The 12912-nt window shown below is 68.9% G+C and carries 11 protein-coding genes and 2 tRNA genes; 4 read left to right on the top strand and 9 right to left on the bottom strand.

The window, feature by feature from the left end:
• Window positions 1–42: 42 nt before the first annotated feature.
• The 5 genes from clpX to AC0VY3_RS07100 all read right to left on the bottom strand — a co-directional run bounded on the left by clpX (window position 43) and on the right by AC0VY3_RS07100 (window position 4760).
• A complete protein-coding gene (clpX, locus tag AC0VY3_RS07120; RefSeq protein ID WP_103513163.1) occupies window positions 43–1341 on the bottom strand; it encodes an ATP-dependent Clp protease ATP-binding subunit ClpX in 1299 nt (432 codons plus the stop codon).
• A gap of 156 nt (window positions 1342–1497) precedes the next feature.
• Window positions 1498–2181 (bottom strand): ATP-dependent Clp protease proteolytic subunit, encoded by a 684-nt coding sequence (locus AC0VY3_RS07115; RefSeq protein WP_030077756.1) that lies wholly within the window; start codon window positions 2179–2181, stop codon window positions 1498–1500.
• Window positions 2182–2263: 82 nt separating this feature from the next.
• Window positions 2264–2869: an ATP-dependent Clp protease proteolytic subunit gene (locus tag AC0VY3_RS07110; RefSeq protein ID WP_030077754.1), complete on the bottom strand. Its 606-nt coding sequence runs from the start codon at window positions 2867–2869 to the stop codon at window positions 2264–2266.
• Between the two features lie 266 nt (window positions 2870–3135).
• A complete protein-coding gene (gene tig, locus AC0VY3_RS07105; protein WP_242743071.1) occupies window positions 3136–4533 on the bottom strand; it encodes a trigger factor in 1398 nt (465 codons plus the stop codon).
• A gap of 150 nt (window positions 4534–4683) precedes the next feature.
• A tRNA-Pro gene (locus AC0VY3_RS07100) sits at window positions 4684–4760 on the bottom strand.
• 189 nt (window positions 4761–4949) lie between these two features.
• On the opposite strand from AC0VY3_RS07100, the gene AC0VY3_RS07095 reads away from it, so the two are divergent.
• Window positions 4950–5023, top strand: a tRNA-Gly gene (locus AC0VY3_RS07095).
• Between the two features lie 82 nt (window positions 5024–5105).
• Here the strand turns inward: AC0VY3_RS07095 and AC0VY3_RS07090 are convergent.
• Window positions 5106–5282: a hypothetical protein gene (locus tag AC0VY3_RS07090; protein WP_018959195.1), complete on the bottom strand. Its 177-nt coding sequence runs from the start codon at window positions 5280–5282 to the stop codon at window positions 5106–5108.
• 531 nt (window positions 5283–5813) lie between these two features.
• Between AC0VY3_RS07090 and AC0VY3_RS07085 the strand changes: the two genes are divergently transcribed.
• Window positions 5814–6992: an acyltransferase family protein gene (locus tag AC0VY3_RS07085; RefSeq protein WP_475549223.1), complete on the top strand. Its 1179-nt coding sequence runs from the start codon at window positions 5814–5816 to the stop codon at window positions 6990–6992.
• A gap of 98 nt (window positions 6993–7090) precedes the next feature.
• Here the strand turns inward: AC0VY3_RS07085 and AC0VY3_RS07080 are convergent, their stop codons facing one another.
• Window positions 7091–7591, bottom strand: coding sequence for an HD domain-containing protein (locus tag AC0VY3_RS07080; RefSeq protein ID WP_475549222.1), 501 nt, complete (start codon window positions 7589–7591; stop codon window positions 7091–7093).
• A 282-nt stretch (window positions 7592–7873) separates the two neighbouring features.
• On the opposite strand from AC0VY3_RS07080, the gene AC0VY3_RS07075 reads away from it, so the two are divergent.
• Both AC0VY3_RS07075 and AC0VY3_RS07070 read left to right on the top strand, forming a co-directional pair.
• Entirely contained in the window at window positions 7874–9058 is a 1185-nt protein-coding gene (locus AC0VY3_RS07075) for a cation:proton antiporter (protein WP_103513167.1), read from the top strand.
• Between the two features lie 212 nt (window positions 9059–9270).
• Window positions 9271–10695: an eCIS core domain-containing protein gene (locus AC0VY3_RS07070; protein WP_103513168.1), complete on the top strand. Its 1425-nt coding sequence runs from the start codon at window positions 9271–9273 to the stop codon at window positions 10693–10695.
• 24 nt (window positions 10696–10719) lie between these two features.
• Here the strand turns inward: AC0VY3_RS07070 and AC0VY3_RS07065 are convergent, their stop codons facing one another.
• Together AC0VY3_RS07065 and AC0VY3_RS07060 are read right to left on the bottom strand one after the other, a co-directional pair.
• Window positions 10720–11814 carry a PP2C family protein-serine/threonine phosphatase gene (locus AC0VY3_RS07065; protein WP_374935544.1) on the bottom strand — a complete coding sequence of 365 codons (1095 nt, stop codon included), beginning with the start codon at window positions 11812–11814 and terminating at the stop codon, window positions 10720–10722.
• 203 nt (window positions 11815–12017) lie between these two features.
• Window positions 12018–12842, bottom strand: a complete 825-nt coding sequence (locus AC0VY3_RS07060) for an Fpg/Nei family DNA glycosylase (protein WP_103513170.1) — start codon at window positions 12840–12842, stop codon at window positions 12018–12020.
• Window positions 12843–12912 lie beyond the last annotated feature (70 nt).

The raw sequence follows: 12912 nt of genomic DNA, 5'->3' as shown, positions 1-12912 counted from the left end.
CATCCGGTGGGCGCCCCTTCGGCGTACGCAAGTCGTCTGCGGCTACGCGGACTTCTCGTGCCGGCCGCCGTCGTTCTTGCCGATCGTGCGCGGCTCGCGCGGGACCAGCGTCGGGTTGACGTTGTCGCGGACGACGTCCGCGGTGATGACGACGCGGGCGACGTCCTTGCGGGACGGGACCTCGTACATCACGGACTGGAGGACTTCCTCCATGATCGCCCGCAGACCGCGCGCGCCGGTCTGGCGCAGGATCGCCTGGTCGGCGATGGCCTCCAGCGCCTCCCGCTCGAAGTCCAGCTCCACACCGTCCAGTTCGAAGAGGCGCTGGTACTGCTTGACCAGGGCGTTGCGCGGCTCGATGAGGATCTGGAGCAGGGCCTCGCGGTCCAGGTTGTGGACCGAGGTCAGCACGGGGAGACGGCCGATGAACTCGGGGATCATCCCGAACTTCACCAGGTCCTCCGGCATGACCTCCTGGAACTGGTCGCTCGCCTGGATCTCCAGCTTGGAGCGGATCGTGGCGCCGAAGCCGATGCCCTTGGCGCCGGCCCGGGACTCGATGATCTTCTCCAGGCCGGAGAACGCGCCGCCCACGATGAACAGCACGTTCGTCGTGTCGATCTGGATGAACTCCTGGTGGGGGTGCTTGCGTCCGCCCTGCGGCGGGACGGAGGCGGTGGTGCCCTCCAGGATCTTCAGCAGGGCCTGCTGCACGCCCTCGCCGGAGACATCGCGGGTGATCGACGGGTTCTCGCTCTTACGGGCGACCTTGTCGATCTCGTCGATGTAGATGATCCCGGTCTCGGCCTTCTTGACGTCGTAGTCCGCCGCCTGGATCAGCTTGAGCAGGATGTTCTCGACGTCCTCACCGACATAGCCGGCCTCCGTCAGCGCCGTCGCGTCCGCGATGGCGAACGGGACGTTGAGCATGCGGGCCAGCGTCTGCGCGAGGAGCGTCTTGCCGGAACCCGTGGGGCCCAGCAGGAGGATGTTCGACTTGGCGAGCTCGATCGCGTCCTCACGACCCGCGCCGCCGCCGTTCTCCCCGGCCTGGACCCGCTTGTAGTGGTTGTACACCGCGACCGAGAGGGCCTTCTTCGCGGGCTCCTGCCCGACGACGTACCCCTCCAGGAACTCGTAGATCTCGCGAGGCTTGGGAAGCTCTTCCCAGCGCACCTCGCTCGTCTCCGCGAGCTCCTCCTCGATGATCTCGTTGCAGAGATCGATGCACTCGTCGCAGATGTACACACCGGGTCCCGCGATGAGCTTCTTCACCTGCTTCTGGCTCTTTCCGCAGAACGAGCACTTGAGCAGGTCGCCGCCATCACCGATGCGTGCCACGAGGTGCTTCCCCTTCGCCTGGGAGACGCCTGGTTCAGCGGCTCCTGGTGCCTCTATCCGACGGTACCTTGCCTGGGCCCCCGTTCGGGCCCCCCTTGGCACTGTTCACACGGCCGTGGTCGCGCAAACGGAATGTGCCAAGGGGAAAGACCGACGTCAGAGCGATGCGCCCGCGGTGGTCTTGCGGGTGCTAACGATCTGGTCGACCAGACCGTACGCCAGAGCGTCCTCGGCCGTGAGGATCTTGTCGCGCTCGATGTCCTCGCTGATCTTCTCCAGCGGGGTCGTCGAGTGCCGGGCCAGCATCTCCTCCAGCTGGGTCCGCATACGGAGGATCTCGTTGGCCGCGATCTCCAGGTCGGAGAGCTGCTCACGGCCCGTCTGCGAGGACGGCTGGTGGATGAGCACCCGGGCGTGCGGGAGCGCCATGCGCTTGCCCGGGGTGCCCGCGGCGAGCAGGACGGCGGCGGCGGAGGCCGCCTGGCCCATGCAGACCGTCTGGATGTCCGGCTTCACGAACTGCATCGTGTCGTAGATCGCGGTGAGCGCGGTGAACGAGCCGCCGGGGCTGTTGATGTAGATCGAGATGTCGCGGTCGGGGTCCATCGACTCCAGGCACAGCAGCTGCGCCATGACGTCGTTCGCCGAGGCGTCGTCGATCTGGACGCCCAGGAAGATCACGCGCTCCTCGAAGAGCTTCGCGTACGGGTCGTACTCGCGCACCCCCTGCGAGGTGCGCTCCACGAAGCGCGGGACGACGTAGCGGTTGTCCACCTGCGGGCCGGTGTAGAGGCCGCTCGCGGAGGCGCCGGTGTAGTTGTTCATGTGGGTCTTCACCATCCTGGTGGCGTTCTGGGGCTGGAGGTCTCGGCGTACGAGAGGGGCGTGCGGGAGTGGTGCCGACGGTCCGGTGCGGACCGGATCAGGCACCGGTGCCGCCGCCGCCCGGGATGCCCGACGCGAACGTGATGATCTCGTCGATGAGGCCGTACTCCTTGGCCTCCTCCGCCGTGTACCAGCGGTCGCGGTCGCCGTCACGGATGATCGTCTCGACGGTCTGGCCGGAGTGACGGGCGGTGATCTCCGCCATCCGCGTCTTGGTGCGGAGCAGGTACTCGGCCTGGATCTTGATGTCCGAGGCCGTGCCGCCGATGCCGGCCGAACCCTGGTGCATGAGGATGTCGGTGTTCGGGAGCGCGAAGCGCTTGCCCGCGGCGCCACCGGTGAGCAGGAACTGGCCCATGGAGGCGGCCATGCCCATGCCGATGGTGACGACGTCGTTGGGGATGTACTGCATGGTGTCGTAGACCGCCATGCCGGCCGTCACCGAACCACCGGGGCTGTTGATGTAGAGGTAGATGTCCTTGTCCGGATCAGCGGCAAGGAGGAGAAGCTGTGCGGTGATCTTGTTGGCGATGTCATCGTCGACCTGCTGACCGAGGAAGATGATGCGCTCGCCGAGCAGTCGGCTGTAGACCTGGTCACCGAGGCCTCCACCGAGGGACGGCTCTCCGGCGGCGTAGGGCATCAGATTCGTCACGTATCCACCTGCTCGTCTCTGACGGCTCCGGCCGTCTCAGCGTCTTCGTACCGGGCGGGTGAAGTCACTGCCCCACCCTTCCTCTTCATGGACCCTAACGCGCAGGTGGGACAACGCCATCCCGCTTCCGCAACTGTTCGCTGGGAGCGCAAGGTCCGCAGTGGGCACAAGGGTTCCGGGGCCGTACGGCCCTACGACGACGGGCCCCGAACACAGGAAGCGTTCGGGGCCCGTCGACCGGATCAGGGCGAGGCTCAGGCCTCGTTCTTCTCCTCGGCCTTGTCGTCCGCCTTGTCCTCGGTGGCGGCCTCGGCCGTCTCCGTGGTCTCGGCGGTGTCCTCGTCGTCCTCCAGGTCGACGACCTCACCGTTGGTGTCGACGACCTTGGCGGCCTCGACGACGACGGCGAGCGCCTTGCCGCGGGCGACCTCGCCGACGAGCATCGGCACCTGGCCACCCTCGACGACGGCCTGGGCGAACTGGTCGGGGCTCATGCCGGAGGAGGCAGCACGCCGCATGAGGTGCTCGGTGAGCTCCTCCTGGTTGACGTTCAGCTTCTCCTTGTTGACGAGCTCGTCCAGGATGAACTGGGTCTTGATGCCCTTGACGGCCTGCTCGGAGGTCTCGTTCTCGAACTCCTCCAGGGTCTTGCCCTGGATCTCGAGGTACTTCTCGAGGTCGAGACCCATCTGGCCGAGCTGGTGGTGCTCCAGGTTGTGCTTGCGGGTCTGGACCTCGTCCGCGAGCAGCTTCTCCGGGATCGGGACCTCGGCGAGCTTCAGCAGCTCCTCCAGGACCCGCTCCTGGGCCTGGGTGGCCTGGTCGTACTGCTTGGTGGTCTCCAGGCGCTTGCGGCTGTCGGCCTTCAGCTCCTCCAGCGTGTCGAACTCGCTGGCCATCTGGGCGAAGTCGTCGTCCAGCTCGGGGAGCTCACGGGCGGCGACGGCGGTGACCTTGACGGTGACCTCCGCGTCCTTGCCCTCGGCGGAGCCGCCCTTCAGCTGCGAGGCGAAGGTGGCCTCGCCACCGGCCTCCAGGCCGGTCACGGCCTCGTCGATGCCGTCGAGGAGCTCGCCGGAACCGATGGTGTACGAGACACCGTCGGCCACGCCGTCCTCCAGGACCTCGCCGTCGACCTTGGCCTGCAGGTCGATGGTGACGACGTCGCCGTCGGCGGCGGCGCGCTCGACCGGGTTGGTGGCGGCGAAGCGCTCACGGAGCTGCTCCACGGCCTTCTCGACCTCTTCGTCGGTGACCTCGAGGGCGTCGACGGTGACCTCGATGCCGGAGTAGTCCGGGATCTCGATCTCGGGGCGTACGTCAACCTCGGCGGTGAAGGCCAGCAGCTCGCCGTCCTTCAGCTCGGTGATGTCGACCTCGGGCTGGCCGAGGACGTTCAGCTCACCCTCGTTGACCGCCTCGGTGTAGAACTTCGGGAGGGCGTCGTTGACGGCCTCCTCCAGCACCGCACCGCGGCCGAACCGCTGGTCGATGACCCGGGCGGGGATCTTGCCCTTGCGGAAGCCCTTCACCGTGACCTGCTGGTTGATCTTCTTGTACGCCGCGTCGAGGCTGTCCTTGAGCTCCTCGAAGGGCACCTCGATGCTGAGCCGAACCCGAGTCGGGTTCAGGGTCTCCACGGCGCTCTTCACGGTTCGGTCTCCTTGGTGGCTGACTTCTTGGGGTTCTGCTGGGCCGCCGAGTGGCGGCTTCGCGGACCGAGCCCGGTACATCAGACACACGGGCACGCATTTTGCATAGTAACGGCAAGGGGGAGGACTCCCACAATGCGATCTTGCTGGTGGTCGGGGTGGCCGGATTCGAACCGACGACCTTCCGCTCCCAAAGCGGACGCGCTACCAAGCTGCGCCACACCCCGTCGGTGCGACACGTAGGGTACATGCACGGGAGCAGCGGGTCCGCCGCTTTACGAAGCGGCGTCAGGGGTCGGGTCCGGGTCCGGTCCCGCGTCGGATCCGGCGGCCGGCACAACGGGTGTGCGGGCACCGCCGCCGACCCGCTACGATGCTCTTCGTGCCGCGGTCCACGGACCTGCGGTGCGACGCTTGCGGGCGTAGCTCAATGGTAGAGCCCTAGTCTTCCAAACTAGCTACGCGGGTTCGATTCCCGTCGCCCGCTCCACGCAGTCGAGGGCCGGGCCGGAGGATGATCCTCCGGCCCGGCCCTCGTGCGTTGCGGGCCCCGGACGCCGTGGCGGCGGGCCTCAGAAGCTGATCTGGTTGATGGTGTCGGCTATCGAGTTCATGAACCTGTTGATCGACGGGGCCATGCCGGTCGATGCCAGGAAGAAGCCGAAGAGCACGGCGACGATCGCGGGACCGGCCTTGATGGAGCCGCCACGGATCATTACCACCAGGATGACCGCGAACAGCAGCACCATAGACAGTGAAATAGCCACGTCTGATCACACCCTCGGTCGGTCCGCCTTGCCGGCCCGGAAGCGTGCACCACCGCGCGCCCCGTCGGGTCCATCGTGCCACCAACTCCCCCGTGGTTGCTGCCGGGTGACGGAACGGACTGACGGGATCCCGCCATCCTTCACGGGTCGGCGCCGTCGCGAGGACGACCACCGGACGGCGCTCGCACCGCACCCCGTGCGCGGGTGGCGCGCGGGGTGCGCCCGGCGCTCGCGCCGTCCTCGCGCCCCCTGTGCGTCGGCTGTGAAATCCCCGCGGCCGAATATCCACCGCAGCGATCTTTTCCGCATCCCCACACTTAATTCACAGTCAATTGACAGCGTGGATGTGACGTAATTCACTCCGGTCAACAGCCCGGCGATATGCCCCATTTAAGCCGGACCAAGCGTGTCATAGCGGGCGGTGTTCGACGGTTTCACATTCGAATAGAGGGGAACACGCGATATCTTCCCGCAGTTTTACGCGAGGCAATCGACCGGTCTAAGGTGCCTGAGATGTTCCAAGCTCCGAGCGTATTTCAGAGGGCCCCGCTGCCCCCGGCGACCCGGGAGTCGACCCGGGAGTCGGAGCCCAGACACGAGCAGACGCTCACCGCCACGGCACCCCGGCCCAGCACCGGGCCCGGTGCGCCGGAGGCCGCCGCTCCGGCGTCCGCGGCGGCACGGAAGCGCGACCCCTACTTCGACAATGTGAAGTATCTGGCCATTGTTCTCGTCGCGGTGGCGCACGCCTGGGAACCCGTGATGGACGGCAGTCGCGCCACCCGGGCGCTGTACATGATCGTGTACACGTTCCACATGCCGGCCTTCATCCTCATCTCCGGCTATTTCTCGCGGTCGTTCGACATGACGCCGTCCAAGGTGAAGCGGCTGATCACCGGCGTCGCGGTGCCGTACGTGCTGTTCGAGACGGCCTATTCGCTCTTCAAGCGGTACGCGGACGATTCGCCCGACATGGCGATCAGCCTTCTCGACCCGTTCTTCCTGACCTGGTTCCTGATCGCCCTGTTCATCTGGCGGGTGACCACGCCGATCTGGCGCACGCTGCGCCATCCGCTGCCGGTGGCGCTCGCCATCGCCATGCTCGCCTCCGTCTCCCCCGACATCGGCGACGACCTCGATCTCCAGCGGGTCCTGCAGTTCCTGCCGTTCTTCGTGCTCGGTCTGCTGCTGAAGCCCGAGCACTTCCAGCTGGTCAGGCGGCGTGAGATGCGGCTGCTGTCGGTGCCGCTGTTCGCGGGCGCGCTGCTCTTCGCGTACTGGATCGCCCCGCACATGCAGCTCGGCTGGCTCTACCGGGCCAACAGCGCGCAGGAGATGGGCGCCCCGTGGTGGTCGGGCGCGGTGATGACGCTCGCGATGTTCGGCTGCGCCCTGGCCCTGACGATCGCTTTCCTGGCCTGGGTGCCCGGCCGGGCCAGGTGGTTCACGGTGCTCGGCGCCGGAACGATCTGCGGCTACCTGCTGCACGGATTCCTGATCAAGGGGGCCGAGTACGCGGGGCTGTTCGACCGCTACACCTGGCTCTCCGACCCGGTCGGGCTGGTCGTCGTCTCGCTCGCGGCGGCGGCGGCGGTGACCTTGATGTGCACCCCGCTGGTGGGCCGCGCCCTGAAGTGGGCCACCGAGCCGGACCTGGCGTGGGCGTTCCGCAAGGACCCCGCGAAGCGCTGAGCCCCGGCGGGCCGGCCGTTCACGGACCCGGCCGCCGCTCCTCGTCCCGCCCTTTCCGCCCTTCCCCCTGATCCACCCGTGGCCGCGCCGCGGGTGGATCAGCGCGTTCCCGGGTTGGCCTGATTCTTTCGGTCCGAGGGTGATTCATCGCCGCCCAGCCCCAACAGGCCGCGCACCTGCGCATACTTCGCCGCCAGCCGGGTACGCGTCGCCTCGTCCAGGACCGCGAGGCGGGCGGGATCCGCGTTGTGCGCGAGGTCGGCCTCCTTGATGAGCAGCGCGCCCGGGGTGGCCAGGATCCGCGCGGTGTACGAGGACAGCTCCTCGCCCGGCCGCTTGGTCACCGCCAGGACCATGTCCTTCACCTCCTGCGGCAGCGCAGCCTCGGCCAGCCACCGGGCGGAGAGCGCGTCGTCCTCGACCGCGTCGTGCAGCCAGGCCGCCGCGATCTGCCCGTCGTCGCCGCCCCGTACCCGTACACCTTCGGCCACCGCCGCCAGGTGTTCCCCGTACGGGCGGCCCGCCTTGTCGGTCTGGAGCGCGTGGGCCTCGCGGGCGATGGCCTCCACCTCGGCGAGGCTCAGATCGTGTTCCGTCATGGGCCGACTTTACGACCGCGCCCGGGACGACGTTCGAGGCCGCGTCCGGGGCCTTTCGTGAACTCACTTCATGCGTACGGCTGCTGGCGCGGCGCCCGACAGGACACCCGCACGGCACCCATACGGGACTAACGGACAAAAATTGACAATACGACGGGTTCACAGTTGCAGTGTCAATCGTTCGGTAAACTAATTACTGATGGATTCTTGATGCCCCCTTGACTCGCTCTTGACCGACCCCGAAGGATCAGGCTCATCGGACACGCAGACACCCTCCTTGCCATGGGCGGCGCCTTCCTGGCCGCTGCCTTCCTCGCCCGCCTCGGCGGCCGTATCGGGCTGCCGACGATCCCCCTGTTCATCCTGGCCGGAATCCTCCTCGGCCCGCACACCCCCGGATACACGCTCCTCTCCAACCCGCACGATCTGGAGATGCTCTCCGCGCTGGGACTCGTCCTCCTGCTCTTCTACTTGGGGCTCGAGTTCCACATGGACGACCTCAAGACGGGTGGCCGGAAGATGGCCATCGCGGGCGGGACGTATCTGGTCCTGAATGTGGGCGCCGGGCTCGGCTTCGGCTTCGCGCTGGGCTGGGGCACCTCGGAGGCGCTGGTCCTCGCCGGTGTCCTCGGTATCTCCTCGTCCGCGATCGTCACCAAGATCCTGGTGGACCTCGGGCGCATCGGTAATCCGGAGACCCGGCCGATCCTCGGCATCATCGTCGTCGAGGACATCTTCCTCGCCCTTTACCTCGCCGCGCTCCAGCCGATCCTGTCCGGTGCGGACAGCCTCTCGTCCGCGCTGATCGACGGCGGCAAGGCCTTCGGCTTCCTGCTGCTGCTCGCGCTGGCGGCCCGGTTCGGCACGAGGCTCATCGGCAAGCTCATGAACACCAAGGACGACGAGCTGCTGGTCATCTCGTTCCTCGGCATGGCCGTCTTCGTCGCCGGTGTCTCCGAGATGTTCGGCGTCGCCGACGCGATCGGCGCGTTCATGGTCGGTCTGATGCTCGGCTCCACCTCGTCGGGCGACCGCATCCTCAAACTGGTCCACCCGCTGCGGGACGCGTTCGGCGCCATCTTCTTCTTCGCCTTCGGTCTCTCCATCGACCCCGGCGACCTGCCGAGCGTGCTGTGGCCGGTGCTGGCGGCCGTGGCGCTGACGCTCGCCATGAACGTCGCGGCCGGTCTGGCCGCGGCGAAGGTGTACTCCTTCGGCGCGCAGGCCACGTCCAACATCGCCACGACGCTCGTCGCCCGCGGTGAGTTCGCGCTCATCCTGGCCACGATGGCGGCGGCCGCCGGACTGGACGAGCGACTCTCGCCGTTCATCGCCGGTTACGTCCTCCTGCTCGCCGTCCTCGCACCCCTGGCCGCCGGACGCTCGCACTGGCTGGCCCGCATCCTGCCGGGCGGCCGCAAGAAGAACGACCACCAGGACCAGGAGCAGATACCGGTCTCGGTCTGAACGACGGCGGAACGGAGAGGCGCCCGATACCCGGATTCCGGGTGGCGGGCGCCTCTCCGCCGTCCGGCGCACAGACGTCCGGCGCACAGACGTCCGGAGTACAGACCGCCCTGTCCGCCCGGCCGGTCAACTGTGCCCTCGGGTACCTGGAACCCCGGCCGTGCCTCGGCTATGCAGGAAAGGTTCAGCTTCTCGGCAGCGAAGAGGTTTCCATGCACCGTCAGGATGGTCCCGCGAAGACCGGCGCGGAGAGCAGGTCCGCCCCGGTCGTCCGCAAATCCGAGGCCGCGGGCGGAGTCCCGCCGACCGGGCTCCTCGCCCTCCAGGGCAGTGTCGGGAACGCGGCCGTCGTGCAGATGATGCGGAGCGCGGACCGCCCGCCCCTCCACGACCAGGACCACGAGCACGGCGACGGCTGCGGCCAAGGCCGGGCGGACCAGGCCCCCGTGCAGCGCTCGGCGGTCCACGAGGTGCTGCGCGGCGCCGGCCGGCCCCTGGACTCCGCCACCCGTACCGACATGGAATCCCGGCTCGGCGCCGACTTCTCCGACGTACGCGTCCACAACAACGCCGCCGCCAAGGCCTCCGCCGCCGAGATCGGCGCCCGCGCCTACACCTCCGGCAGCCATGTCGTCATCGGCAACGGCGGCGCGGACAAGCACACCCTCGCCCATGAACTCACCCACGTCATCCAGCAGCGCCAGGGCCGGGTCGCGGGCACCGACAACGGCCAGGGCCTGCGGGTCTCCGACCCGTCCGACCGATTCGAGCGCGAGGCCGAGGCCAACGCCCGCCGGGTGATGTCGGGCCCGGTCGCCGCCGGGCCCGATGTGCAACGGGCGGTCTCCACCCGGAACCCCGGGTCCGCCGCACCGGCCGTGCAGCGGACCGTGCAGGACCGGCTCACCGATGCCTACTGGGCCGAGCAGGCGAGCGGCAAGAAGGCCGTGAAGGCGCCGGCCAAGGCGTCCGGCGGCCGCAAGGGCGACGAGATCCTCCAGGTGGTGGGACCCGGTCTGATCGAGGAGCTGGCCGCGTTGTGCGCCGGCAAGTCCGAGGAGGAACTGAACGCGATGGGGCGGCTCGAACTGTTCCGGACGATGGACGAGAGCGAAGCCGCGGACATCGAGGCCTGGTGGGCAGGGCACGGCGATTCGACCGCGAAGCTGAACGACATGAACCAGTGGATTCTCGACCACAAGGACGAGCCGAAGGCTTCGGCCGCATTCAACAAGCAGTTCGGCGAGACGAAGAAGACGGCGGCCCCGGGCACCGAGCCGAAGGACGGCACCCTGCCGATCGGCTACCACCTCGGCGACGAGGAGCAGGCCCGCTCCTACCTCGACCCCAAGCGTCCCGGGGAGCAGGCGCTGATGAAGTTCGTCCTCCGGCCCGGCGCGCACGAGCTGCTGTTCTCGCCCCAGTACATGGCGGTGGACGGAAACGCCCCGAAGCGCACGCCCCAGTCCCTCCGGAACATCCACGGAGGCATGCCGCAGGCCAAGAAGGGCGAAGGGCTGCTCGACGGCTACGTCGGGATCAAGCAGGAGAACCGGGGGGACTTCAGCGTGGCGGTGAGCAGCAAGTGGTCGAAGCTGCTGTTCCAGATATTCGTGGAGCGCATCGAGCGGGCCTGATCCGACGGCTTGCCCTGGGCAACCCTATGCACGGCGGGAGAGCAGCAGCAGGGCACGGTCGTCGTTGACGTCCTTGGCGCAGGCCTCGATCAGATGCCAGGCCGCGCCCTCGAAGCCGGTGGAGACATAGCGGTCGGCCTCGCCCGTCAGCCGGTCGATGCCCTCGGCGATGTCCCGGTCGGAGGCCTCGACCAGTCCGTCGGTGAACAGCATGAGGACGTCGCCGGGTGCGAGTGAGCCCTTCACCGCGTCGAACTCGGCCCCGTCGTAGACGCCGAGCAGCGGGCCCTCGCCGGACTTCTCCTCCCACTGCCCGCTGCCGGCGTGCAGTTGGAGGGCGGGCGGGTGGCCCGCGGAGAAGATCTCGTAGTCGCCCGATTCCAGGTCCAGCACCAGATGGATCGAGGTGGCGAAGCCCTCGTCCCAGTCCTGGCGCAGCAGATAGCCGTTGGCGGCCGGCAGGAAGGCGTGCGAGGGCAGCGAGCCGAGCAGCCCGCCGAAGGCGCCGGACAGCAGCAGGGCCCGGGAGCCGGCGTCCATGCCCTTGCCGGACACATCGGTGAGGACGGCCTCCAGGGTGCGGCCCCCGTGGGTGCGGGCCGCGACGACGAAGTCGCCGGAGAACGACTGGCCGCCGGCCGGGCGCAGGGCCATCTCGCGGTGCCAGCCCTGGGGCAGCCGGGGCAGGGAGCTCTGGACCCGGATGCGTTCGCGCAGGTCGAAGAGCATGGTGCCGCCGCGCCGCCAGGGCACGCCGACCCGGGCCCGGAACTGAGCGAGGATCAGCCCGAAGAACCCGCAGGCGGCGACCACCAGCACGGTGCCCGGGGTGACCCGGGCGGGGCCGTCGAGATACGGGCCGAGGGTGAGCGCCTCCACGATCAGCGCGCCGGCGGCCGTCGCGTACAGGCCCAGCAGGCTGGCCGGGCGCAGCAGGAGGCCGCCCGCCACGATGGGCAGGGCGAGGGCGGCCGGATCGATCCAGACCGGGCTGACGACGGTGGCGAAGGTGATGGCCGGAATCGTCAGCAGCAGACCGGCCAGGGCGATCCAGTCGGAGCCGTCGCCGCGGAAGTAGTCGACCCCGGATTTACGCAGGCCGATGCGGACCCGGTGCATCTTTCTGCGCCACCGGGCCCAGAAGTCGTCTACTCCTCCGCTACGGGCCACTGCCGGGACTTTATCCACCCGGACGTGTCCGGTGCAGGGGGACCCCGGTGACAATGCGCTCGAAATGGGGTCGTCCGTGCACCGGAGCCCTGTTCCGCGTGGCATATGACACGGTTCCGGCGGGGCTCGGCCGCCGGAGGCCGCCACCGGGCTCAGCCGCCGGACGGGCCCGGGGGCTGGCAGCGGGGGCACCAGAAGAGGTTGCGGGCGACCAGGTCCGCGGTGCGGATCTCCGTACCGCAGATGTGGCAGGGCAGGTTCGCGCGGCGGTAGACGTAGACCTCGCCGCCGTGGTCGTCCTTGCGGGGCGGGCGGCCCATGACCTCGGGGAGGTGCTCGGGGCGGACGGTGTCGATGCGGTTGTTGCGGACGCCCTCGCGCATCAGTTCGGCCAGGTCCGCCCAGATCGTGTCCCACTGGGCGCGGCTGAGGTCCCGGCCGGCGCGGTACGGGTCGATGCCGTGGCGGAAGAGGACCTCGGCGCGGTAGACGTTGCCGACGCCCGCGATGACCTTCTGGTCCATCAGCAGGGCGGCGATGGTGGTGCGGCTGCGGGAGATCCGCCGCCAGGCGCGCTCCCCGTCCTCGTCGCCGCGCAGCGGGTCGGGGCCCAGGCGCTCGTGTATCGCGCGCTTCTCGGGCTCGGTGATCAGGGCGCAGGCGGTGGGGCCGCGCAGATCGGCGTGGTGGGCCGCGTTGACCAGCCGGAGGCGGACGGTGTCGGTGGGCGGCGGGGGCGGGGCGGCGCCGAAGCCGAGCTTGCCGAAGAGGCCGAGGTGGATGTGGACCCAGCCGGTGTCGCCGAAGCCGAGGAAGAGGTGCTTGCCGTGGGCGTCGGTGGCGGTGAGGGTGTGCCCGTCGAGGAGGGCCGCGCTGTCGGAGAACTTGCCCTGCGGACTGCTCACCCGTACCGGGGTGCCCGCGAACCGTTCGGTGTGGTCGTCGGCGAGGCGGCGGATGGTGTGTCCCTCGGGCACGGCGGGGCTCCTGTGGAAGGGCGGGCGGTGACACGGCCGTGCCGCCGGGTCCGGGACCCGGCGGCACGGG

The sequence above is a fragment of the Streptomyces sp. iso_384 genome (assembly GCF_056172905.1).
Note: the sequence above shows the minus strand (reverse complement) of the source record. Positions and strands in the feature narration are given on the sequence as shown.